The organism is Clostridium caldaquaticum, assembly GCF_023806125.1.
Classification (GTDB): domain Bacteria; phylum Bacillota; class Clostridia; order Clostridiales; family Clostridiaceae; genus Clostridium_AT; species Clostridium_AT caldaquaticum.
The window spans coordinates 14,924-39,502 of sequence record NZ_JAMSKT010000008.1 but is presented as its reverse complement, the minus strand read 5'-3'; the positions used below and the strand labels follow the sequence as shown (position 1 = coordinate 39,502).

The window sequence follows — 24,579 nt, the reverse complement described above, 5'->3', positions numbered from 1 at the left end:
TTATATTTAGAATTATATAAAAAATGGTCATATTTTAATTAAAATGATTTTTTCTTATAAAAAAACAGCTCTAATCAGAAATAGTTTGAATTTTTTCTGAATTTTGCAGGTGTTACGTCATATTTCTTTTTAAATATCTGATAAAAAAAACTCATATTTGAATATCCTATTTTATCAGCTATTTCAGCAATAGACATATTAGAATTTTTTAATAGAAAATATGCTTTTTTAATTTTAATTTCTTGTATAATTTCTAAAAAGGTTTGACCGGTAAATTTTTTAATTATAGTACTTAAATAACTTGGATTAAAATAAAAATGTTTAGCTGTAGATTCTAAAGTGGCAGTTTTATAATTAGTTTCTAGATACATAATAATGTCAGAAATTTTAGTGTTTTTTAATGTTAAATAGTTCTGTTCATTAATTCTATTTTTGTAGCTGCGCATTAATTCTGCAAAAAGTACTATCAAATAACAGTTGATTACTTCGTTTGAGCATAGATTTTTATCGTAATATTCGCATAGAATATTAGTCATTATCTGTTTTACATTGCTGCTTTTATCATAAGGGAAAATAATATATTCATTGAATTCTTTGCTTTGATAAATAGAACGAATAAAGAAGCTGGATAGTATATCGTTTTCAGATAGTCTGCACAAAAAAGCAGTATCAAAATAGCTTGTATCCAAAATGCAGTTGATAATAATATCGTTCTCATCAGCAATTTCTATGCTATGCTTTACATTAGTATCTAAGAAGCATATATCACCTTCTTGTAATATAACTTTATTACCATTTATTATCTGATTACATTTTCCCGAATAAACAAATATTATTTCAATATAGTTATGGCTGTGCTCCATTACTTTCAGAAAACGAGGATGTATGCTGAAAAAAATTTTTTTATTAAAGTCTAAGGTAGAGTTTGCCTGTTTACAATCCTCAGGAGGAATAACAGTAATGATTTTATTTAAGTCGTCATTAAAAATAAGACTCATATGTGGAAAATTAATAGATTCATTACAATCAGTTTCAGATAATTCAAAAATTGAAGGAATTAAATTAGGAGTTTTTAAAGCTAATTCTTCAAGGTGAGTATGTTTTCTTAGAAATTTGTCTAATTGCGATTTATTCATTTTGCTGTACACCATCCCTTGACTAGAGGAAATTTAAATATTTGTAAAAATATAGTATCACATTTTAAAAACATTGTATAGAACATAAAAAATAGTCACAGTATTAATGAAATCTAGTCATATAAAAACAATATATAGGTTTATACAATTTAGATAAGACATTTAATAATTAGATATAAATTTAAATTGGGAGGGATTTCTATGGATTTATTAAAGAAAAAATTTGAAAAGCCAGAAATAGAGTACTGGCCGGAAGTAAGGTGGTGGCTGGCAGAGGGGTTTCATACTGATGAGACGTTGAAAAAAGACATTCAAATGTTATATGATGCTGGATTTGGTGCTGTTGAATTCTTGGCAATGGATGAGCAGGGAGCAGATTCTTCACGCTATGGCTGGGGTTCTGAAGAATGGATTCATGACTCACAATTAATTATAAAAGAAACTACCAAGAAAAAAATGGGTGCTAGTTTAACAAGTGGTACAAACTGGTCAAATGCTAATCTGACAACTATCACTCCAGATGATAAGGCTGCTGCAAAAGAATTAGACTTTACTGTTGAAACAGTTGCGGCAGGACAAACCCGCACAGGTATTTTAGAAAAAGTAATGCCGGCAGAAAATCTTAACTCTGTATTCCATACAGCAAAATTTAGTATTCAAGAATTAATTGCTGTTGTTGCAGTAAAGCGTGTTTCTAAAAAAGAGAATAAAGTTTACTTAGATAAAAATACTGTAATCGTATTAACTGAAAAGGTTGAGGGTGAAGGAGAAAATAGAACTCTTCATTGGACAGCACCAGATGATGGAGAATACGAACTTTTTACTTTCTGGATGCACGGTACTGGTCAAATTGCTACTCCTTCAGTCAGTGTTTCATATACCATAAATTATTTAGATAAGTATGGTGTAGAGGCACTTATAGATTATTGGAACAAAGAAGTGATTACTCCTGAACTTAAAAATTATATAAAACAAAATGGAAGAGTTCAGATGTATATGGATTCTTTGGAGTTGTCTACTTTTGGTAAAGGAGGTCAGCTCTGGGGATATCATCTTTTAGAGGAATTCAAAAAACGACGTGGGTATGATCTTACTCCATATCTTCCTTTTATAATAAAAATAACTAATAATATGATGCCTTTTGGACCTTTTAATTATTATTATGAGGATGATGATACAAAATTTATTGATAAAGTACGCATTGACCTTTATCAAACAATGACAGAGCTTTATATGGATAATATGCTTAAACCGCTTCAAGAGTGGCTTCATAGCATAGGAATGACACTTCGCGCAGAAATATCTTATGGTCTGCCTTTTGAAATATCTCAGCCTGGAAAATATGTAGATGGTATAGAAACTGAATCTTTGGAATTTGCATCACAGATTGAACCATTTCGAAATTTAGCTGGACCTGCTCATCTATATAACAGATTATATTCAAGCGAAACTGGTGCAACTATGATGAATTACATGATGGGACTTGACTTTTATACTCAAATTATTTTTACACAATTTGCAGCAGGGGTTAGTCGTACAGTACTTCATGGTTACTCAAGCATTGCAGGAATTGAAGACTCTACTCATTGGCCTGGACATGAGGGAATGTGGCCAATATTTTCTGAACGTTTTGGATGTCGACAGCCTGCTTATCAGCATTATAATGATTGGACCACAATGCTGGCTAGATATCAAATGATTTTAAGGCAGGGAACTCCACGTGTAGATATTGGAATTTTAAGACTTGATTATAACTTTAATAATATGTATATGATGTTTGATTTTAAAGAAAAGTCTCTTTATGAAAGCAGGCTGCTACGTGCCAATGAAGGAATATATTGGAAAGATATGATGCTTCAAAATTCAGGCTATACTTATGATTACTTTTCTCCACAAATTTTAGAGGAAGATAGCATTGAGTTTAGAAATGGGGTTATTGCTCCTAATGGACCTGGGTATAAAGCCCTTATTATTTATCAAGAGGGATTGCCGCTTTCAAGTGCAGAACAGATTTTAAGATGGGCAAAGGAAGGATTACCTGTAGTAATTGTAAATGGAGCTACCGAAACACTTCACTTTGGTATTAATAAAACTCATGCTAAAGCAGCCAGTATGACTCCATTTAATGACAACATGAACGAGAGATTGGCTGAAGTTATGAGTGAAATGAAAGCATTATGCAATGTACTTGAAGTAAATGACCAAAGTCAAACCTGCAACGCTCTTATGTTACTTGGAGTATACCCTCGTGCTAAATTTTCTGAGCCAAATAAAAATATTCTTACTTTTATGAGAGAAGATGGGCATATTCGTTATCTTTATGTATATAATTATATGTACACTGATAAGGAAAACTTCACTTGTAAGATTGCTATAGATGGTATAGGTAAGCCTTATGAGTTTAACTGCTGGACTGGAGAAATTAACGAATTGGGTATATATAGCTATGATAATGGATGTACCATTATTGAAATTACATTACAGCCAGGTGAAGCTACAGTTATTGCTTTAAATCTTAGTGAAAAAGATAAGGTATATGCAGTATCCAGCAATGCTCATAAAGTTTTACAAGCTTCAGGTAAGATATTTGTTCTAGCTTGTGAAAGTGGAACTTATAGAACAGAATTAAGTGATGGTTCTGTTGTAGTAAAAGAAATTGAAGTGCCAGATAATATTGACTTAAAGGAATGGTATCTTGAAGTTGAGGATTGGAATGAAGGTGAAAAAGTTACTATTCAAGAGGATAGAGGACTTGGTTATGTAACTAAGGAAGTTTATTATGAAACAAAGAAAACAAAGATACAGGTAGGAAAAACAGAGCTTAAACCATGGAAAGACATTTCAGCTGTTGGAGAAGAAGTTTCTGGTGTGGGGTATTATACAACAACTTTTAAACTGCCTGAAACTTGGTCAGAAAATAACGGTGCATATCTTAAAATAGGTTCTACTAATGGTAATTCAGCAGCTGTATATGTAAATGGTAAGAAAGCTCCTGCAGTTGATTTTAATAGCTTAAAGGTGGACATTAGTGAACTGTTAGTTTTAGGGGAAAACATAATTAAGGTAGAGGTGTCCAGTACACTAAACAATCGCTTAAAAGCAAGAGGTTATTATGATAAAATTTTGAATTTTGAAAGTATGATGAGCGGGGGCATTGAAACAATTAAAACTGATTTTCAGGATTATGGTATGACAGGAGAAGTTACTATAGTTACTTATACTATTGACAATATTTTTTAGTTGTAACTTAAAATGTTTTAATGGAAATCTCTTTTTGTGATTTGGCTGTAATTAGAGATTTCCTTTTTAATATTTAAAATTAAAAAGAAGGTTGAGTGATATAATGGTTATTTATATCAGCTTGCAAATTTAGTTACGGGCTTTTATTTTGTTTTTGTGTTATAATATATGATGCAATTAGAAACTAAAGAGGTATAAGTTATATTACTTTTTATGATAAAATAGAGGAGGGAAAACTTATGGGAAAATGTGACAGCTGTGCAAGTAAGGGAAAGTGCGGAAGTAGTGAAAATACTTGTTCAGTGATAGTACCAAGTTACGGCAGCATTAAAAATATAATTGGAGTTATGAGCGGCAAGGGAGGAGTAGGTAAATCCACAGTTACAGGAATACTTGCCACAAAGCTTAGAAGTCTAGGTTACAAGGTTGGAGTATTGGACGGTGATATTACAGGTCCTTCAATGCCAAGATTTTTTGGTATAAATAAAGAAAGAGCAGCAGTTCTTCCAGGAAAGAGTGAGGAAGAGGCTAAGTTTGTACCAGTTGAAACTTCTACTGGTATAAAGGTAATTTCTTTAAATCTTTTAACAGAGGAAGAAGAACAGCCTGTTATTTGGAGAGGTCCTATATTGACAGGGGTTTTAACACAGATGTATAGAGATACAGATTGGGGAGAACTTGATTACCTTTTAATAGATATGCCTCCAGGAACAGGAGATTTAGCGTTGACAGTAATGCAAAGTATTCCGCTAACTGGAGTAATTATAGCTGCTACACCTCAGGATATGGTAACTATGATAGTTAAAAAGGTAGTTATTATGGCTCAAAAAATGAACATAAGAGTATATGGTGTAGTTGAAAATATGTCTTATATTAAATGCAGTTCCTGTGGCGAAAAGCAAAGGGTGTTTAGTAAAAAGTCAGCAGGGGAGCAGGCTGAAGCTTTAGGAATACCTCTAATTGCAGAACTTCCTATAAATTTAGATTTGGTAGAAAAAATGGAAAGCGGCGAAGTTGAAGAATTTATTAATAGTTCATCTGAATATAGTGATTTATTAGGAAATTTTATGAGAATAATTTAAAGTTGAAAGAACAGATTCTAAGTTTTAGGGTTTGTTCTTTTTTATTTTTGTAATAATTTATTTTTTTCAGGGTACAATATAAATATTAATGTACATAATTTTATTTTGTACTTATTTTAAGTAAACGGAGGTCGTATTATGAAAGCAAATGTAGATAAGGAAGCATGCATATCTTGTGGATTATGCCCATCGTTATGTCCAGAAGTTTTTGAAATGGAAGATGACGGAAAGGCTGGAGTTATTACAGATGAAGTTCCTGAAGGTGCAGCTGATTCCGCTAAAGAAGCAGAAGAATCCTGCCCAGTTAATGCAATTTCAGTTTCTTAATTAAAAAAGTAAGCAGATGTTGTATTCATCTGCTTACTTTTTTATTAAAGTTCTGTTTATTACATTGTATAATTCATTGATTGGCAGCAGAGCTAGTATTATAATACATAAAAGGCCTTCAGGACCTATATAGCTTAAGTTATACCAGAAAGAGTAAGCTGCTACAGATTGTCCAGCCTCAGCGTAGCTTCCATAGAATACAATTCCGGATATAAAATGAAATAAAAATCTTCCTATTAATGCAAGTACAATTCCAAATATCATTTGTACTTTATTTTTGTCTTTAAAGTATCCTGCTATTCCTAGTGCGGCAAATGCAAGAGGGTAATCAAAAAGTACTTGTACAGGATGCAGTATATATGGACCAAGTAAAAAGTCCAGCAGACCAAATAGAAGTCCTGTAAGTATCCCTATTTCAGAACCATAAAATAAACTTATAATAAATATAGGAACCATGCTGCCAAGTGATACGCTTCCTCCATTAGGCAATTGATAGAATTTAATCATCTTTAAAACTGTACCTAATGCAAGAGCCATACCTATATGAGCCATAATTTTAGTAGTAAGCTTTACTTTTTTTACTTTAATAAGCACGAAAGCTAATACTAATAAGCCAATTAGTGCAAATATAGCTACAGGATGTTTTGGCACTTCAGCAAAGCCCTCTTCTATAGATTTCAAATCAATGCCCTTAAATTCAAAGTTAAAGCCGTTTAGAAAATTTGTTGATAAAAAAGTGTTCATAAAATACCTCCTTTTTATGTTGTGCTAAGAGGCAGCAATAAAAAAACCGTATCCAGATTGGAATACGGTTTTAAACTACACTAAAATCGCTTTCCTACGCTGGTATTATCCAGATCAGGTATGAGGGTTAATGAAATTCTTCATCTCTCAGCCTAAAGGCACCCCTAGCACAATATTTTCTTCAACAAATATTATATTAAATTTATAATGATTGTTCAAGATAAAATTTTAAGCTTAAAATATTCCATTAGATATTTTATGGTTTGTCATTGAGGTTGAATCCATTGGTATATTTATACTAGTACCAGTTTTGATATTGGAAGGCAGATGTGCTAGGCCAACACATATATTTCTGCCATCTTGAAGAGAAACATAAGCCTCTGCTTGATATATATCTATAACTACGCCTTTCATTAGTCATCCTTTCTGTTCTTAATAGTTTTATCTATTTCAGGAACGGTTGTTAAGTTTTTCTGAACAAAATCTATTCCTTCTCCAATAGGGCCTTTACGTTTGCTAGCCATTGGAAACTTACCAACGATTCCTTTTGCACTCTTTCCTGTACCCATAATTATCAACTCCTAATCTTATTATCTTTTACTTTTATATTTTTTGATTATTTAAGCTTTATTATTCAATAACATAAGGTTTTTCAGTTTTTTTAACGCTTTCTCTTTTAATTTGGTACAAGTTGTATAGTTAATTGCTTTTAATTCAGCAAATTTTTTCATTGTATTATTGCTGAAATATATATGTTCAATAAGCTCTCTTTCCAAAGGCTCAAGCTTTTTAAGAGCAGCATGCAGTTCTTCTATGCTTTCTTTTAGTAAAAAGTCTTTTTCTATATCTTCATCAGAAACAATATTTTCAATAAATTCGATACCTTCATCAATCTCCTTGTTTAAGCTGATTGCTCCATTATACCTGCTTTTTTGTCTTATTTCATAATAAAAGTTATTTTTTATAGCAGAAGTTACATATACTGTAAAGTTATTATTTTTACTAAAGTCAAATTTACGTATTGCTTTTATTAAAGTAGTATATCCAATTTGAAGCAAATCCTCAGTATCATAGCCGGAAATATATGTTTCTTTAGCAAGTTTACAGATAAATCCCTTAAACCTATTAATTATTTCTTCATAAGCTTTATCATTGCCTTTTTTAGCTTCTAGTACTAATTTTTCTAATTCCATTAAAATACTCTCCTTAAATATAGGGCCCGTTAATTTTGCTAGCAGCTATATGATAAATTATTCAAGACTATTTGTATAAATTTAACTTTTTAATAAAGTGTATACAAACATGTGTTCCTATAAATTTAAATTAATAATCAAAGGAATTTTTAATAAAATTAATAATAAAAATTTTCTACTTTTTATTTTGTATTAGATTAAAATATTACAAAAAACTCTGAATTAATTTTAAATATTTTATTAAATGTGTATGTATATTTATTGTTTTAGTTTATAATTTGTAATGTATATATTTATTAAACATGGAGGAATGTAATGAAAATTGCAGATATAAAAGTTGGAAAGGTTAGCATTGCTTTGAAAAAAACTTTTAAAACTGCTTTAAGAACTGTAGATAGGGCTGAGGAAATAGTTATAAAGGTGATTTCTGACAGCGGTGAAGCTGGTTTTGGAAGTGCAACGCCAACTGCAGTAATAACAGGAGAGATAGAATCGTCTATAGAAGGTGCTGTTAAGGGTATAATAAAACCAAAACTTATAGGCATGGATATAGATAATATGGAGGGAATAATGAATGTTCTTCATAGTTCTATTATTAAAAACACAAGTGCTAAAGCTGCGGTAGATATGGCTGTTTATGACTTGTTTGGGAAAAAATATAACATGCCTTTGTATAAGCTTTTTGGAGGCTATAGAAACGAAATAACTACAGATATAACTATAAGCGTAAATTCTCTAGAGGAAATGGTTAATGATTCAATAAAGGCTGTTCAGCAAGGCTTTAATATTTTAAAGATTAAGGCAGGAACAGACTTTAGTATGGATATACAAAGAATTAAAGCCATAAGAGATGCAGTTGGAGGAAATATAACAATAAGAGTTGATGCCAATCAAGGCTGGAAACCCAAAGAAGCAGTAAGAATCATAAGAAAATTTGAGGATATGGGTCTTAATATTGAGCTTGTGGAGCAGCCTGTTAAGTACTGGGATTTGGAAGGATTAAAGTTTGTAACTGAAAATGTGGAGACTGATATATTAGCCGATGAGGCTGTTTTTAGTTCTTATGAGGCTTTGAAGGTAATACAGATGAGAGCAGCGGATCTTGTTAATATAAAGCTTATGAAATGCGGAGGGCTTTATAATGCAGCTAAAATAAACAGCATTGCTGAAACTATGGGGATAGAGTGCATGATTGGCTGCATGCTTGAAAGTAAGATAGGTATTACAGCCGCTGCAAGTTTTTCAGGTGGAAAAAAGAATATAACTAGAGCAGACCTTGATACAGTTAATCTAATGTTAGAAGACCCTGTAATAGGTGGAGTAAGCTTTAACAAAGATAAAATTTTACTTTCAGATGCTCCAGGACTTGGAATTACAGATGTACAAGGATGGGTGGAATTAAGTTAGGAGGAAAGAGATGTTTGATAATAAGAAATATAAGTATGCAGCTTACTACATTATAGGAGCAGCAATATTACTTATGATTATAAATTTTTTAATAGTAGATTTAACTACACAAAGCATTAAATATAATGAGTTTTTGAGTCTGATTTCAGAAAAAAAGGTAGAGGAAGTTCAGATATCAAATGATAGAATAATTGTTATTCCTAAGGTTGAAGAGGGACAAAAGAAGAAAATATTATATACAGTTAATGTTAACGACCCTAAGCTAGTAGAGAAGCTGACTGCCGCAGGAGTTCAATTTGGAGGAGTAGCTCCAAATAACAATCCAATTAAAAATTTCTTCTTTAATTGGGTGCTGCCTATAATACTTTTTACCTTTTTAGGAAGACTTATTTTTGGAAGACTGGATAAAAAGTTTGGCAGCGGAGTTATGTCCTTTGGGAAAAACACTGCAAAGCTTTATGCTGAAAATGAAACAGGAAAGACTTTTGCAGATGTAGCAGGACAGGAAGAGGCTAAGGAATCCTTAGCAGAAATAGTAGATTTTCTTAATAACCCTAAAAAATATGCAGAGATAGGTGCTAAGCTTCCAAAGGGGGCTTTATTAGTTGGACCGCCAGGAACAGGAAAAACTTTGCTTGCAAAGGCTGTGGCTGGTGAGGCAAAGGTTCCTTTCTTTTCAATGTCAGGTTCTGAATTTGTAGAGATGTTTGTTGGTATGGGAGCTGCTAGAGTCAGAGATTTGTTTAAACAAGCGGCAGAGAAAGCTCCATGCATAATATTTATAGATGAAATAGATGCTATAGGAAAGAGCAGAGAAGGTAATTTAAGCGGAAATGATGAAAGAGAGCAGACATTAAATCAGCTTTTAGCTGAGATGGATGGGTTTGATTCTAGTAAGCCTGTAGTAATACTTGCAGCTACTAACAGACCAGAAATACTTGATAAAGCACTTTTAAGACCTGGAAGATTTGACAGAAGAGTTATTGTAGATAGACCTGATTTAAAAGGAAGAGAAGCTATTTTAAGAGTTCATCTAAAAAGTGTTAAATACTCTAAGGATTTAGATGTGGAAGCTATAGCAAAGGCTACTCCAGGTGCTGTAGGAGCAGATTTAGCTAATATGGTAAATGAAGCAGCACTTAGAGCAGTTAAAAACAACAGAAAAGAGATAATACAAGAGGACTTGGAAGATGCCATTGAGGTAATAATAGCAGGTAAGGAAAAGAAAGACAGAATTATGTCTGACAAAGAAAAGAAAACCGTAGCTTTCCATGAAGTAGGTCATGCACTTGTTGCAGCACTATTAAAGGGAACGGATCCTGTTCATAAGATAACTATTGTTCCAAGAACTATGGGAGCTTTAGGTTATACTTTGCAGCTTCCTGAGGAGGATAAATATCTTATTACAAAGGAGGAACTCTTTAATGAAATAGCAATACTTCTTGGAGGCAGAGCTGCAGAGGAAGTAGAGTTTAATTCAATTTCTACAGGAGCTTCAAATGATATTGAAAAAGCCACTCAGACTGCAAGAAGCATGGTATCAATGTATGGTATGTCTGAAAAATTTGATATGATGGGACTTGAATCTCCATCAAACAGGTATTTAGATGGCAGACCAGTGCAAAACTGCAGTGCAGAAACTGCAGCGGCTATAGACGAAGAAACATTAAAAATAATTAAAGAGGCACATAAAACAGCTATAGATATTTTGAAAAATAACAGGGAACTTATGAGAAAAATTGCTGAAAGACTTTTAGAGAAAGAGACTATCATGGGTGATGAATTTATGGAAATGGTAAGAGAAGTCAGGGGAGAATAGAGGAATTAAAGAGGTGATAGGGTTGGAAATTAATGATTTAAGTCTGGAAAAAGAGTTAAGCATTGAAAAGGAAATGCAGCTTAATGTTGAGAAACAAAAGCTTGAGGAAGTTATTTCTCTTATAAATAAAGAAATATTAAATTATGTTGAAAAAAGAAAAGATGTTTCTAACTATATTCAGGATTATAGAAAAAAGGTTTTAGAAGAGTATAGAGATGATGAAGATAAAGTAATAGAATATTTCGATCATGAAAGGTTTGTTAAAGAAGAGGCTTTTAAAACAATTGACAGAAGACTTAAGGAACTTACAATACTTCTTTCTGCTCCTTATTTCGGAAGAGTTGATTTTAAGGAAGAGAACTTTGAAGGTGTCGATACTATATACGTAGGAAGGTTTGGGATGACTCCAGAGGGCGAATATGAACCTGTAGTTGTAGACTGGAGAGCACCTATTTCTTCACTCTTTTACACAAGCAGACTGGGAGAAAATTCTTATATGGCGCCTGCGGGAAGGATAGATGTAAATATACTTTTAAAAAGGCAGTTTATAATTAAGAAGGGTAAACTTCTTGGAATGTTTGACTCAGCCTTAGATGTTAAAGACGATATTCTTCAGATGGTATTAAGTGGAAACACTACTTCCAAGCTTAGAGATATTATAATGACTATACAGGAAGAGCAGGATAATCTGATTAGACAGCCAAAGGATAAAACTATTGTAGTTGATGGTGTGGCAGGCAGCGGTAAAACTACAATTGCTCTTCATAGAGTTGCTTATCTGCTCTATAATTATAGAGACACTCTGCAAGACAAGGTTTTAATACTTGGACCTAACAGCATTTTTATGGAATACATAGGAACTGTGCTTCCAAGCCTTGGAGAAGTAGGTGTTAGGCAAACTACTTTCAGAGATTTTGCTATAGATATATTAGGTATAAGCAATGTAATGAATTTTAAAGACTATATGGAGAAAGTATTAAAGAATGATAAAGAGTTTATAAGTGAAATAATTCATAAGAGTTCTATGGATTATGTAAAAGAACTTGATGATTTTATAACTAAGCTGGATGATGAATACTTTAAAGTTCAGAGTGTAAAATTCTACGATAAAGTTGTCGCAGACAAAGAAGAGATAGAAAAGTTATTTAAAGATTATTATAAGAATATGCCTCTTTTTAGAAGAAGTAAAAAGATAAAGAGAATAATATACTTAAAGCTTAGAGATGTAAGGGATGAAAAGGTAAGAAAAATACAGAAGGAATATAATGAAAAAATTTCAAAGCTATCAAAATCAGAACTTGAAATTCATGAAACTTCATTAAATTTAATGAGAAAAATTCAAATAAGAGAAGTTATCTCTGAAGTTATGAGAGCTAAGAAAGAATTAACGTGGATTAATAATGCCGATTGTTTAGAACTTTATAATGAATTTAATGGATATAAAAAATTAACTCAAGATGATTTAGCTCCTGTTTTATATCTTAAAATCAGGCTTGAAGGTTTAAGAATAAAAGAAGAAACTAAGCATGTGGTAATTGACGAAGCACAGGATTATAGTGCGGTACAGTTTTTAGTAATAAAAGAGCTCACAAGATGCAGTTCTATGACTATAGTAGGAGACAGCAATCAAAGATTACTGCCTCTTAAAGGAATAACTCCTATGTTAGGTATTGAGGAGATATTACCTGCGTTAACTGTAGAGTATTTTAAATTAGATAAAAGTTATAGGTCTACTAAGGAAATAATGGAGTATGCTAATAAGTTTCTAAAGGATAACAGAATAGTTCCTCTCGTAAGAAATGGAGAAGCTGTTATTGAGGAAACAATAAGCAGCGAAGAGGAACTTATTGATAAAATCTACGATGCTCTTCACAAGCTTCAGCAAAAAGAATATGAGAATATTGCAGTACTTTGCAGAGACCTAGAAGAGACGGATAGAATAGGAAAGGTTTTAAAAGAAAGAGAGCATGTTAAAGTTATAGATAGGGAAGATATAATTTACACAGGGGGAATTGTAGTAATTCCTTCCTATTTTGCAAAAGGACTTGAATTTGATGCTGTTATATTAGTTCAGGATACTAAAAGAGAAGGAGAAAGCAAACTAAACTATGTAATGGCTACCAGGGCATTGCATGAATTAAGAGTGTTTAAACTATAATTAAAGTAGTCTGTAAAAAGTTAATACTTTTTACAGACTACTTTAATTTTTTTCTTTATTGAATCTCTACAATATCACTTTTGTCTATAATATTCCACCAAGTATTGCCTGGATTTAATGGAATTTTTGTTCCGTTCTCATCCGTTAATATTGTTTGAGAATTTAAATCTTTTTTAGACCATTTCATTTTAATGTATTTTCCATTGCTTATTACATATCCATCGCCTTGACCTGTTAAAGTTATATCAACGAGTATACTATCCTTTTTCTGTTTTATGCTGGTAGCTTGAATTACAATATTGGTAAAGGCTAAAGGTCTGGCATCTTCTTTATTTAATGAGGCCGTTCCGTTCATAGATTTATAATATTTACCATCTTTATAGGTGTAGGAAGTGCTATAGTATTTGCTTAACTTTAAATTTATATTAATTGCAGTTTTAAAGTTTTGATTGTTATTCCAGAAACTTTTATCAAAAGAAAACTTAACATTTACTGGTTTATTATATTTTCTTGAAACAATAGCATCCCTAATTCTATCAGCAGAGGTATATAAATTGTGAGGAGCTTTTCTGTCTCTTTCTCTCCAATAAAAACCTGTATATGCAAATTCATTAAGAGACATGAGTTTGTTTTTTTGTATCATCTCGTCTGCTTCATCACTAGCCCCGCAGTGTGCAAATGCAAGGTTATATTCCCGTGATAAATTTAAAAAATAAGAACGGGCGCTTCTAATAGGGCCTATTTTCTCAGGGCTGTTTTTCTGAAAAATTGCAATAGTTCTTGGTATGCCGCCTTCAGCCATAGTTTCGTATACGATATCTGCATCAACAAGTCCGGATTGAGGTCTTGCATCTTTTGAATTTTCTATTATAGCCATAAAAGGAACATTATTATAGGTTTTTTCGTCAACTTCTTCTCCAGTGAAGGGAGCAAAAAATTCAGCCTGTTTTTTGTTTGGTTCTTTAATAAAATTATTTACAGGGGCAGCAGGTTCCGTTTCAGAGTTTGACTTAGATGGAACTTGGATTAAATTCTTTTTAATTTTAGAACATCCAGCAGATACACTAAGTGTTAGGCTTAAAAGTATTATAACAGTAAATTTGCTTTTCAATTTTATCATCTCCTAATATAGCATATTATACCATATTTATTATAATATATAATTTTATTTCCATATATTCATTTTTAGTTTTGCACACTCAATTTATATGAGTATAAAGAAATTTAATTATTATTAAAAAAGAGTAAAAATAAGAGGTAATTTAACCTTAAAGGTGATAATATTGTTAAAAGCATTTTTTAAAAATTGCTAGAAAAGAAATCCTGCATTATAATATTCCAAGAACAATATATTGTGTTCGGGGAGGAAAAAATATGCTACATGTTGTGAAGAGAGACGGGAGAAGGGTTGAGTTTAATTCCGTCAAAATAACTAATGCAATTAAAGGGGCAGCAGAAGAAATTGCTTATAACCTAAAAGAAAGTGAAGCTGTAGAATTAACTCAAAAAGTTATTAAAAAGATTGAAGATTTATGTAAAGAAGAAGTGGCTGTGGAAGAAGTGCAGAATATAGTAGAAAACATACTATCTGAGAGCGATTATAAATTGCTGCAGACTACATATTCAAATTATAGAAAAGAAAGAAACAAAGTTAGAGAAATTAAATCAGATTTAATGAAGGCTATTGAGAGAATTGGGGTAGAAACTGATCGCGATAATGCAAATGTCGGAAATAATTTCAGCTCTAAGCTTTTAAGAATAGCCAGTGAATCGAATAAATGGCATAACTTAGCAATGATGCCGAAACATCTGGCAAAGGCACATGAAAATGGAGATATTTATTACCATGACCTTGATTCATATAATCTGACTACTAACTGTTTACATATACCTACAAAGGAAATTCTTGAAAGAGGTTTTAATACAGGCTATGGAACTATAAACAGGCCTAAACGTATTGAATCAGCGGCTGAATTATCCTGTATACTGCTGCAGGGAACACAGAATGATATGTTTGGGGGCCAGTCTCATCCTGATTTTGATAATGATATGTCAGTTTTTATAGAGCCTACAAGACAGGAGATAAGAAAGGAATTAATAGAATTAGGGTTAGAAGGAAAAAAACTTGAAGAGGCAGTGGAGAAAAAACTTGTAAAAACTGTTCATCAGGCTATGCAGGGAATAGTTTATAATCTTAATACAATGCATTCACGTGCAGGTAGTCAGGTACCTTTTTCCTCTATTAATTTAGGAATACCATATAGCAAGGATGCTGCTTTAGTATGCGAAGTATTTCTTAAGGAGTATGAAAAAGGGTTAGGTAAAGGAGAACAGCCAATATTTCCAAATATAATTTTTAGAGTGAAAGAAGGAGTAAACAGAGAAAAAAATGATCCTTATCATTACCTTTACAAATTAGCTTGCAGGGTTGCAGCTAAGCGAATGAACCCAACCTTTATGAATATAGATTCTGACTTTAATAAGGCATACTTTGATAAAGGATATATGCCTGCTACAATGGGCTGTAGAACTTATATAATGTCCAACATAAATGGAGAGCCAGGTACTAAAGGTAGAGGGAATATTGCTCCAACAACAATTAATCTTCCTAGACTTGGGATACTCGCTAAAGGTGATATAGATAAATTCTTTTCATTATTAAATGGTAAATTAGAATTGGCAAGAGAAGCATTAATGCACAGATATGAGGTGTTAAAAAAACTAAGGGTTAAGGATTTGCCTTTTGTTGCAGGTCAAGGACTTATGAAAGGTTCAGAGGGACTATCCCCTGATGATTCTATTGAGCCAATTTTAAAACAAGGAACTTGGGCTATAGGCTGGATAGGTTTAGCTGAAACTCTTGTTGCATTAACAGGAAAGCATCATGGAGAAGATGAAAAAGCAAGGGAACTAGGAGTTAAAATAATAACTCATATAAGAAATTATACAGATAAACTTACTAAGGAGACAAAACTTAATTGGAGTACTTACGCAACACCAGCTGAAGGTTTAAGCGGCAGATTTATACTTCAGGATAAGAAGGTTTTTGGAGAAATAAAGGGAGTAACTGATAAGGATTATTATACTAACAGCTATCATATTCCAGTTGGGTTCCCTATATCTATAAAAGATAAGATAGACATAGAAGCACCTTATCATAAGCTGTGCAATGCAGGGCATATAAGCTATATTGAACTAGACGACTACCCTACAGAAGATATTATCATGGATATATTGGATTATGCTTATAAGCATACTAATATAAGTTATATAGGTATAAACTTTCATATAAGGTATTGCAGAGACTGCGGTACTTACTTAAAAAACGGTGAGCACAAATGCAGATGTGGAAGTTATAATATACAAGGTGTTTCAAGAGTAACTGGGTATTTAAGCTTAGATGAAAGATTTGGTGCTGGAAAAAATGCTGAAAGAAAAGACAGAAAATCACATACAGAAAGCCACGCCAGTGTTTATAAAAATGTGAATTGTTAATAAAGCCTTACTGTAAATGTGGATAATTTTTATTAAATTGCAGGTGAGAACTGATGAGTTTTGATAAAAAAATAAGACTAGCGGGAATACTTCAAGAAAGTCTTGTAAATGGTCCAGGGATAAGAAGAGTGATTTTTGCACAAGGATGTCCCCATAATTGTAAAAACTGTTTTAGTCCCCACACTCATTCTTATGATAAGGGAGAACTTATGGATATGGATATTATTATTGAAGATATAAGAAGAAACCCTCTACTTAAAGGAGTTACCTTCAGTGGAGGAGAGCCTTGGGAGCAGGCAGATAAGTTTTCCTATATAGCTAAAGCAGTAAAAGCTATGGGACTTAGTGTATGGTGCTATACGGGGTATACTTTTGAATATATACTGCAGCATCATAATAAAAAGAGAGGCTGGAGTGAGCTTTTAAAATATGTGGATGTGCTTGTAGATGGGAAGTTTGAAGAAGATAAAAAAGATTCTGCGCTTAGATTCAGAGGTTCAGCCAATCAGAGAATAATCGATGTGAAAAGCAGCATTGAGGTTATGGGAGCAGTTGCATTAGATTTAGACAAATAAAAACCAAGCAAAAATTGCTTGGTTTTTATATTAGAAACAGATAAAATGTTAAAGAAAAAATCTTTTTGTACGATTATTACTTTATAAAAACAATGTTGTATTTGTAAATAGTATGTATAATTAAAAGTTGTTACATAAGCAGGAGGAAAACCATGGACAAGATGTCGTTTTTAGGATTAGTGCTGGCTGTTGGGTTCATACTATATGGAATACTTTCAAGCGGCTCTATATTTACATTTATTGATCTGCCATCAGTATACATAACTATTGGTGGAACTTTTGGTGCACTTTTATTAAGTACTAAAGGGAAAAATGCAAAAACTTTGTTTAAGCTTTTCAGTCTGGTTTTTAAAGAAAATAAGTCAAATGATGAAGAAATAATTAATAATTTAGTAGAATGGTCTATGAAAGCAAGAAAAGAAGGATTATTATCATTAGAAGATACGATTGAAACAATATCAGACAGTTTTATAAAAAAAGGAATGATGATGATAGTAGATGGAGCAGAACCAGATACTATAAAAAATGTATTAGGTTTAAAAATTAGAGGTATTATAGAAAGACATAAAAGCAATAGAGGTATGTTTGATACTGGAGCAGCTTTAGGTCCTGCTTTTGGTATGATTGGTACACTTATAGGTTTGGTTAACATGCTTAAGACGCTATCAGACCCATCTACTATAGGTCCTCAAATGTCAGTTGCCTTAATTACAACTTTTTATGGTTCACTTTTGGCGAATGTAGTATTTATGCCTATGTCTAAAAAACTGAAGGCTAAAACAGAGGAAGAAGTATATCAAAAAGAGATGATTATAGAAGGACTTTTAAGTATACAGGCAGGAGAAAATCCAAATACGCTAAGGGAGAAAATGTTATCTTTCTTAGATGATAAGACCGCTAAGAAGATGGAACTTATGAATAGTAAAGAAGGAGAAAAATAATTTCAGGAAGGAGGTAATGTAATGGCTGATAATAATTATAATGTAGATGATGACGATAGTGCAGGCGGAGGGGAATGGCTTGCAACTTATGGTGATTTAGTTACATTGCTTCTATGTTTCTTTGTTCTTTTATATTCCATGTCTACTATAGATAACCAAAAGTTCAAAAAGGTTATTGCTGCCTTTAATTCAATGGGTATTATAGGGGAATCGGGAAGTATAAAGCCTGATACAAGTCAAGGTGATTCTTTAATAAATCTTGAACTGAATAATGAGGTAGAAGCTGAGAAGCAAGAAGAGATGGAGGATATATATAAAAAGGTTAAAGAACTAGTAGACAGCAATGGATTAACCGAAAATATAGATGTTGAAAAGGTTCAGGAAGGAGTCCTTTTAAGATTTAAGGATAAGGCGTTGTTTGATACAGGCAAAGCAGATTTAAGGGATGATTCAAAAAATACATTACAAAGGTTTGCTGTAATACTTAGACAGTATAATAAAAATATTAGAATAGAGGGACATACAGATAATGTGCCTATAAAAAATAGTATGTTTAAAAGCAACTGGGAATTGTCGGCAGCAAGGGCTATCAGCGTAGTTAGATACTTTACTGAAGAGCTTCCGGAAGGAGAACGGTTTGATTCTAAAATATTTGAGGTGGCAGGATACGGCGAGTATAGACCTATAGCTCCTAATGACAGCGAACAAAACAGACAGAAAAACAGACGAATAGAAGTAACAATATTAAAATAAATATTGTATAAACTGTTGGAACGAGATGTTTTCCAGCAGTTTTTTCTTATAATATATTTATCTTTAAATAAATATAACATAAGAAAAATGGCATACTAATCATAGATAAAAGCTTTTATATATTTTTGGAAGGTTATCCATAGTTTACTTAATAAGGATGTGGCATATATGAAGATAATTTCTCTTAGAGTATACGAAGGAAACAATATGAAAAGAAAAAAGAAAATAATAAACATATCTATTGAAAATGCCTGTGATGCAGATATAAAAAAATACCTTAAAAACTATTTTAGAGTTTCCTTTTTATTGGGTTTTAAAGAACAGTTTGTAGATATGGAGAAAGAAGGAAAACTTTATAGTTTATGGGTTACATATACCCAGGAGGAAGTTTCTAAATATATATTATATAACATATCCTATGATATAGATAATACAGAAAAAATAGTAGAAAAAGCGGATAGTCTTGTTAAGCGAGGATTTCTGCAGGATATAATAATTGCTTCTCAAAATAGATGTCTTCCAGTAATAGAAATAAAAGAAGATTTGTTTCAGCTAGGATATGGAGAGAGTTCTGTAATATTAGGAAAAGAATTTCAAAGTTATGAAAACATGATAAAAGTTGAAATATCACGAAACAGAAAAAATTTATGGAAGTATTTAAGATATACACATATTCCAAAAGTAGATGGAAAAGTTCTTTACGGTATAGAAGAAATAAAAGAAATAAAAAATTTTAAATATCCTATAAACTTAAGAAGTATAGATAAAAAAGCAGATATTAAGATAACTATTAGTGATGAGGAAGAGCTAAATAGAGTTCTTGATAATGTTATGAAAATGTACACAAGAGTTTTTGTGTATAGTGGAGTGGTTAAATATAGAATCATTTGTTACAAGGGTGAAGCAGGTGTAATTCTTAAGAAAGAAAATGGATATAAAGTAATTGAAATTAGTGATAGAAGCTTAGAAATACTTGAAGTTGTAGAAACACTGCAAAAACTGAAAGATTTCTGTAAAAGGATTTACAGCAGTATATGTATTGAATTTATGTATATAGATGTTCAGGAAGATGATGGTCTTAAAGCTGTAGATTTAGGTTGTGTATTTGATGTAGCAGAAGAACTTAAGGATACAAAAGATAAAGTAATTGATTATTTTATTAATTCATTAATAAAAGAAGGCGTAGGGCTGATTCCTATTTTTTCAGTCACGGGAACTAACGGCAAAACTATTACTTGCAGACTTATAAATCATATACTAAAAAACTTAGGGTTTAAAACTGGATTAGCTTCCGCAGGTTTTTTAAGTGCTAGGGAGATTTTATCTGATAAAGAAGTGGAAGCAGCAGTTGTAGAGATTGATGGAGCTTCTATTTATAAAGAAGGTCTCGGCTATGAAAATGCTAAAGCAGTAATTATTACATCTGTTTCTGAAGATTACATAAGTACGGAAAGAGTTAATAACTTAAATGATTTAATAAATATAAAAACTGTAGTTTTAGATGAACTTGATAAGGGGGGGAAAATTATTATAAAAGCTCAAAAAGAGTTAATGGAATATGTAATAAATAAAGAGAATGTATGTCTTTATAATGTTGATAAAAATGAACTTATAATTCAGCATATAAAAAATGGAGGAGAAGCATTTTATTTAGAAGGAGAATATATAATATGGAACAATAAAGGTAATATAAAGAAATTATCAAATGTTAAAGAGTTTCCTTTTACTCATGAGAGTTATTCAAAGGAAACTGTATTAAATATAATGGCTGCTGTAGCATCAGTATTAACTGTTTGTAATAATGTAGAGGAAATAACAAATATATTAAAAAATTTTCACTGTGATTTATATTTTAATCCTGAAAGACAATACATTGTTTAGATGTAGTTTATATAAGTTATTAATAAATAATAAAGAAAAATATAGGTTATATTGGACAGGGGTTAGATTTTACATATTAAGCTTGATATTGTTGTACAAATTTATCAATAATAATATAATAGTTTAAAAGAGAATTGTTAAACATTGAGGTGTAATATGGAAAACAATATAGAGCTTAAGAAAAGTAGTGATATAGAAGTGTGCAACTGCACAGAAGTCCATAAAGATTGTGTAGGGTGTGTAAAGGAAAATATGCTTAAAGAAGACACTTTTACAAGTATAGCTGAACTTTTTAAGGTGTTTGGGGACTATACAAGAATTAAAATAATATATGCCCTTTTAAAAAAGGAGCTTTGTGTTTGTGATATAGCAGAAGTGCTAGGTATGAGTCAGTCCTCCATATCTCATCAGCTTAGAGTACTAAAGAGTGCAAGGCTTGTAAAGTTTAGAAAGGAAGGAAAAGTTGTATATTATTCTTTAGATGATGAACACATAGGAAATATTTTTAATGCAGGGCTTGAACATGTAGAGCATGAATAGTTTTTATAAAAATAGAGAGCATTTTGCTCTCCATTTTTATGCTTTAAAGTCTAAAATTTTAACTACATTTGTACCTTCAAGTTTACCTTCTAATTTTAATGTACTGGAGTGAATGTTTTCTCCGTTTTTCATATGGATAAGAAAAGTCTCAGCACCGTCAATTGGGAAGGAAATAGCTGAAGTTTTAAAATGCATTGGAATAACAATCTTTGGATTTAAAAGTTTGCATACTGCAGTAGCTTCTTTCCCATCTATTGTATAGTTACCGCCAACAGGAATTAAAAGCACATCTATTTCCCCTATTTCATCTGCATCTTGAACTGAGAGTACATGCCCTAAGTCTCCTAAATGGCATATCCTGTAGTCATCCATTTTAAATACGTAAATTACATTTTCTCCTCGTTTTGCACCCTGAACCTTATCGTGATAAGAAGGAATTCCTTTAATGTCGATATCACATACGTGAAAAAAACCAACTTTATCTAAAACAGCTGGATTACCTGTAAGTTTTTCCAGGTAATCATGATCAAAATGATGATGGCTTATAGTAACAACATCTGCATGACCATTAAATACTTTATATCCAACACTTTGATCAAAAGGGTCTGTAAGCAGTGTTCTTCCCTTTGAGTCTTTTACTAAGAATGAAGAATGACCAAGCCAAGTTATTTCCATATAATTGCACTCCTTTTAAAACAATTAAATAATACACTTTATATTATACCCTAAAAATAGCTTTTAAAAATTTAGTAATGGAAATTTTATATATATTAAAATATCATATAAAAGTACAATACAAAGCCGCTTTATGATAAAATACAAAGTGAGTATGATAATATTCTAGTATTTACATACAATAATATTAAATGAAACAGTTTATTGTGATATGAAAGGAGAAAATTATGGAACTTATAGTTCTTGGTAATTATGGTCCTTTTCCAGCAGCAGATGGAGCTTGTTCTGGTTTTTTGCTAAGAGATGAGAATACTAATATTTTAATTGATTGTGGAAATGGTGTTATGAGCAGACTTCAAAAATACTGTAAAATAGAAGATTTGGATGCCATAATGCTTTCTCATCTTCACAAAGATCATTGCTCAGATATGGGAGTTTTAAAGTATGCAGTGCAGATAAAAAAGAATCAAAAGATTATGGATAAGCCTATAGAAGTTTTTTGTCCAGCAACGCCTGAAGTAGAATTTAATGATTTTAATATAGAAGGTATATTTAACACTCATATCATTACAGATAGAATGCAGATTAACGTTAAACATTTTGTAATTACTTTTTATAAAACTATTCACCCCGTTGAATGCTATGGTATGAGAATAGAAAAAGGGGGCAAGGTATTTGCTTATAGCGGAGATACCGTATGCTCCAGTAATGTAATTAAATTAGCTGAGAGTGCGGATTTATTTTTATGTGAAGCTAATGCTACAGAAAATTTAAAATCAAAAAGCAATGTGCCCCATCTTTCTGTTAAAGAGGCATGTGATATAGCTAGAAAGGCAGGGGCTAAGAAGCTTCTTTTAACGCATTTTTATTTCGAAGAGTCTAGAGAAAATTATGCTAAAGATGCAGAAGGAGAATTTGAAAATATAGAATTATCTGAAGAATTAAAGGTGTATAAAATTTAGTTAATTTTTAAACTATTCTTGAAAAAATAAATATATAGAGGTAAAATTATTATAGTGGTTTAAGTAATGATATAAATATTGAAAATGTTAATAAAGATAAATTATAGTTCAGCAGTTTTAAAATTGTAAACGGCTGAGCTATATTTATTTTGAATTAATAACATCAAAAATATGGGGGGACTAAAAATTATGGTTTCTATTCATTTCTTATTAGATTTAGCAATAATACTTCTGTCAACTAAGGTACTTGGCTTAATGACTAAAAAATTTCATATGCCTCAGGTAGTGGGAGCATTGCTTGCAGGTGTAATATTTGGTCCCGCTATGTTAAATCTGGTACATGAAACAGAATTTATTACTAATTTGTCTGAACTTGGTGTAATAATTCTCATGTTTTCAGCAGGAATGGAAACAGATATTAAAGAACTTAAAAAGTGTGGAAAGGCATCCTTCATAATTGCATTATTAGGAGTTATTGCTCCTCTTTTTGGAGGATATGTTGTGGCATCAGTATATTCAGGAGATTGGGGATTAACCAGCTTGTCATCACCAGTTTTTTTGAGAAATGTGTTTATTGGCGTAATACTTACAGCAACTTCTGTAAGCATTACAGTTGAAACTCTGCAAGAACTGGGGCGGTTGAAAACCTCTTCGGGTACTGCGATTATGGGAGCTGCTGTTATAGATGATATTATTGGTATAATAATATTAACTATTATTACAGGAACAGCAGACAGTAATGTTAATCTGTCATTAGTGCTTTTAAAAATATCAATATTTTTAATACTTGCAGTTGCAGGCGGATTAGTTTTTTATAAGATTTTTAATTGGATGTGTAAAACACAAGGGCAAAAGAGAAGAATTCCTATAATGTCATTTGCTTTCTGCCTTATACTTGCATATATTGCGGAAGAATGGTTTGGTGTAGCTGATATAACTGGTGCCTATGTAGCTGGAGTAATTTTAGCAAATACTATGCAGGCTGAATATATAAGCAAAAAGTTTGAAACTATTTCATATATGCTGCTATCTCCTATATTCTTTGCTGCTGTAGGTCTTAAAATAACTATAGGCACAATGGATAATAATATGATTATGTTTGCTGTTGTATTGCTTTTGGTTGCTATTTTTACAAAGATTGCAGGCTGCGGGTTAGGAGCTAAAATGTGCAGATATAGTAACCATGAGTCTTTAAGAATAGGAGTGGGAATGATTTCTAGAGGTGAAGTTGCTTTAATTGTTGCAAATAAAGGAGCTGCAGTTGGACTTATGGATGAAAAATTTTTTGCACCAATAATCTTAATGGTAATTATAACAACTCTTATTACTCCAATACTTTTAAAAGTTGTTTATTCTAATAGAGTTGTAAAAAATAAAGCAGCATAGAAATATATTAAGTATTATTTTATAGCAAAGAACAACTGCGAAATAATTTGACAATTTAAATATATTGTAATAAAATAAAGAAAAATGATTTTTAAATGGCTTTGACAAGGAAAAGTACTTAAATACTGAACTTAAAGAGAGTGGGGACTGGTGGAAACCCATAGGGATAATTTAAGGAAAATCACCTTTGAGCTGAGAACTGAAAATTTATTGGGACAGCACTTTTTGGTGTGTCGCTTTACATTATTAGGTGTATCCGTAATCC

The 24,579-nt window shown here is 31.7% G+C and carries 21 protein-coding genes, 1 riboswitch and 1 other annotated feature (1 of these 23 running past the window's edge); of the genes, 14 read left to right on the top strand and 7 right to left on the bottom strand.

What is annotated here, in order from left to right:
* Positions 1–74: 74 nt before the first annotated feature.
* The gene (locus M2651_RS06650) at positions 75–1,136 is read right to left on the bottom strand and encodes an AraC family transcriptional regulator (RefSeq protein WP_252131568.1); all 1,062 of its coding nucleotides are present in this window, start codon (positions 1,134–1,136) and stop codon (positions 75–77) included.
* A gap of 201 nt (positions 1,137–1,337) precedes the next feature.
* Between M2651_RS06650 and M2651_RS06645 the strand changes: the two genes are divergently transcribed.
* From M2651_RS06645 to M2651_RS06635, 3 genes are all read left to right on the top strand, one after another.
* The gene (locus M2651_RS06645) at positions 1,338–4,376 is read left to right on the top strand and encodes a glycosyl hydrolase (RefSeq protein ID WP_252131567.1); all 3,039 of its coding nucleotides are present in this window, start codon (positions 1,338–1,340) and stop codon (positions 4,374–4,376) included.
* Between the two features lie 239 nt (positions 4,377–4,615).
* Positions 4,616–5,458, top strand: coding sequence for an Mrp/NBP35 family ATP-binding protein (locus M2651_RS06640; protein WP_252131566.1), 843 nt, complete (start codon positions 4,616–4,618; stop codon positions 5,456–5,458).
* Positions 5,459–5,596: 138 nt separating this feature from the next.
* Positions 5,597–5,785, top strand: a complete 189-nt coding sequence (locus M2651_RS06635; protein ID WP_252131565.1) for a ferredoxin — start codon at positions 5,597–5,599, stop codon at positions 5,783–5,785.
* Between the two features lie 33 nt (positions 5,786–5,818).
* On the opposite strand, the gene thiT is transcribed toward M2651_RS06635, so the two are convergent.
* The 4 genes from thiT to M2651_RS06615 form a co-directional block, all read right to left on the bottom strand.
* Positions 5,819–6,529, bottom strand: a complete 711-nt coding sequence (thiT, locus tag M2651_RS06630) for an energy-coupled thiamine transporter ThiT (protein ID WP_252131564.1) — start codon at positions 6,527–6,529, stop codon at positions 5,819–5,821.
* Between the two features lie 74 nt (positions 6,530–6,603).
* A riboswitch (TPP riboswitch) is annotated at positions 6,604–6,705 on the bottom strand.
* 58 nt (positions 6,706–6,763) lie between these two features.
* The gene (locus tag M2651_RS06625; protein WP_252131563.1) at positions 6,764–6,943 is read right to left on the bottom strand and encodes a hypothetical protein; all 180 of its coding nucleotides are present in this window, start codon (positions 6,941–6,943) and stop codon (positions 6,764–6,766) included.
* A complete protein-coding gene (locus M2651_RS06620) occupies positions 6,943–7,098 on the bottom strand; it encodes a hypothetical protein (RefSeq protein WP_252131562.1) in 156 nt (51 codons plus the stop codon). Before M2651_RS06620 ends, M2651_RS06625 begins: the two co-directional genes overlap by 1 nt.
* Positions 7,099–7,149: 51 nt before the next feature.
* The gene (locus M2651_RS06615) at positions 7,150–7,722 is read right to left on the bottom strand and encodes a sigma-70 family RNA polymerase sigma factor (protein ID WP_252131561.1); all 573 of its coding nucleotides are present in this window, start codon (positions 7,720–7,722) and stop codon (positions 7,150–7,152) included.
* Between the two features lie 315 nt (positions 7,723–8,037).
* Here M2651_RS06615 and M2651_RS06610 point away from each other — a divergent pair, with 315 nt between their 5' ends.
* The 3 genes from M2651_RS06610 to M2651_RS06600 are packed head-to-tail and all read left to right on the top strand — an operon-like array spanning position 8,038 to position 13,106.
* Positions 8,038–9,129, top strand: coding sequence for a dipeptide epimerase (locus M2651_RS06610; protein WP_252131560.1), 1,092 nt, complete (start codon positions 8,038–8,040; stop codon positions 9,127–9,129).
* A gap of 10 nt (positions 9,130–9,139) precedes the next feature.
* Complete coding sequence (ftsH, locus tag M2651_RS06605) at positions 9,140–10,948, top strand: ATP-dependent zinc metalloprotease FtsH (RefSeq protein WP_252131559.1); 1,809 nt, start codon at positions 9,140–9,142, stop codon at positions 10,946–10,948.
* A 28-nt stretch (positions 10,949–10,976) separates the two neighbouring features.
* The gene (locus M2651_RS06600; RefSeq protein WP_252131657.1) at positions 10,977–13,106 is read left to right on the top strand and encodes a HelD family protein; all 2,130 of its coding nucleotides are present in this window, start codon (positions 10,977–10,979) and stop codon (positions 13,104–13,106) included.
* Between the two features lie 55 nt (positions 13,107–13,161).
* Here the strand turns inward: M2651_RS06600 and M2651_RS06595 are convergent, their stop codons facing one another.
* On the bottom strand, positions 13,162–14,217 hold the full coding sequence (locus tag M2651_RS06595) for a DUF3048 domain-containing protein (protein WP_252131558.1): 1,056 nt from the start codon (positions 14,215–14,217) through the stop codon (positions 13,162–13,164).
* 263 nt (positions 14,218–14,480) lie between these two features.
* On the opposite strand from M2651_RS06595, the gene nrdD reads away from it, so the two are divergent.
* The 6 genes from nrdD (at position 14,481) to M2651_RS06565 (ending at position 21,291) form a co-directional block, all read left to right on the top strand.
* A complete protein-coding gene (gene nrdD, locus M2651_RS06590; protein ID WP_252131557.1) occupies positions 14,481–16,601 on the top strand; it encodes an anaerobic ribonucleoside-triphosphate reductase in 2,121 nt (706 codons plus the stop codon).
* A 53-nt stretch (positions 16,602–16,654) separates the two neighbouring features.
* Positions 16,655–17,176, top strand: coding sequence for an anaerobic ribonucleoside-triphosphate reductase activating protein (gene nrdG / locus M2651_RS06585; RefSeq protein ID WP_252131556.1), 522 nt, complete (start codon positions 16,655–16,657; stop codon positions 17,174–17,176).
* A gap of 152 nt (positions 17,177–17,328) precedes the next feature.
* Entirely contained in the window at positions 17,329–18,117 is a 789-nt protein-coding gene (locus M2651_RS06580; protein WP_252131555.1) for a motility protein A, read from the top strand.
* 21 nt (positions 18,118–18,138) lie between these two features.
* On the top strand, positions 18,139–18,870 hold the full coding sequence (locus M2651_RS06575; protein WP_252131554.1) for an OmpA/MotB family protein: 732 nt from the start codon (positions 18,139–18,141) through the stop codon (positions 18,868–18,870).
* Between the two features lie 168 nt (positions 18,871–19,038).
* Positions 19,039–20,751: a Mur ligase family protein gene (locus M2651_RS06570; RefSeq protein WP_252131553.1), complete on the top strand. Its 1,713-nt coding sequence runs from the start codon at positions 19,039–19,041 to the stop codon at positions 20,749–20,751.
* A gap of 156 nt (positions 20,752–20,907) precedes the next feature.
* A complete protein-coding gene (locus tag M2651_RS06565) occupies positions 20,908–21,291 on the top strand; it encodes an ArsR/SmtB family transcription factor (protein ID WP_252131552.1) in 384 nt (127 codons plus the stop codon).
* Positions 21,292–21,327: 36 nt separating this feature from the next.
* On the opposite strand, the gene M2651_RS06560 is transcribed toward M2651_RS06565, so the two are convergent.
* Positions 21,328–21,966 carry an MBL fold metallo-hydrolase gene (locus M2651_RS06560; protein ID WP_252131551.1) on the bottom strand — a complete coding sequence of 213 codons (639 nt, stop codon included), beginning with the start codon at positions 21,964–21,966 and terminating at the stop codon, positions 21,328–21,330.
* Between the two features lie 227 nt (positions 21,967–22,193).
* On the opposite strand from M2651_RS06560, the gene M2651_RS06555 reads away from it, so the two are divergent.
* Both M2651_RS06555 and M2651_RS06550 read left to right on the top strand, forming a co-directional pair.
* Complete coding sequence (locus M2651_RS06555; protein ID WP_252131550.1) at positions 22,194–22,928, top strand: MBL fold metallo-hydrolase; 735 nt, start codon at positions 22,194–22,196, stop codon at positions 22,926–22,928.
* Positions 22,929–23,117: 189 nt separating this feature from the next.
* Positions 23,118–24,314: a cation:proton antiporter gene (locus M2651_RS06550; RefSeq protein WP_252131549.1), complete on the top strand. Its 1,197-nt coding sequence runs from the start codon at positions 23,118–23,120 to the stop codon at positions 24,312–24,314.
* A 92-nt stretch (positions 24,315–24,406) separates the two neighbouring features.
* Positions 24,407–24,579 (top strand) — a binding site (T-box leader); it runs 70 nt beyond the window's last position.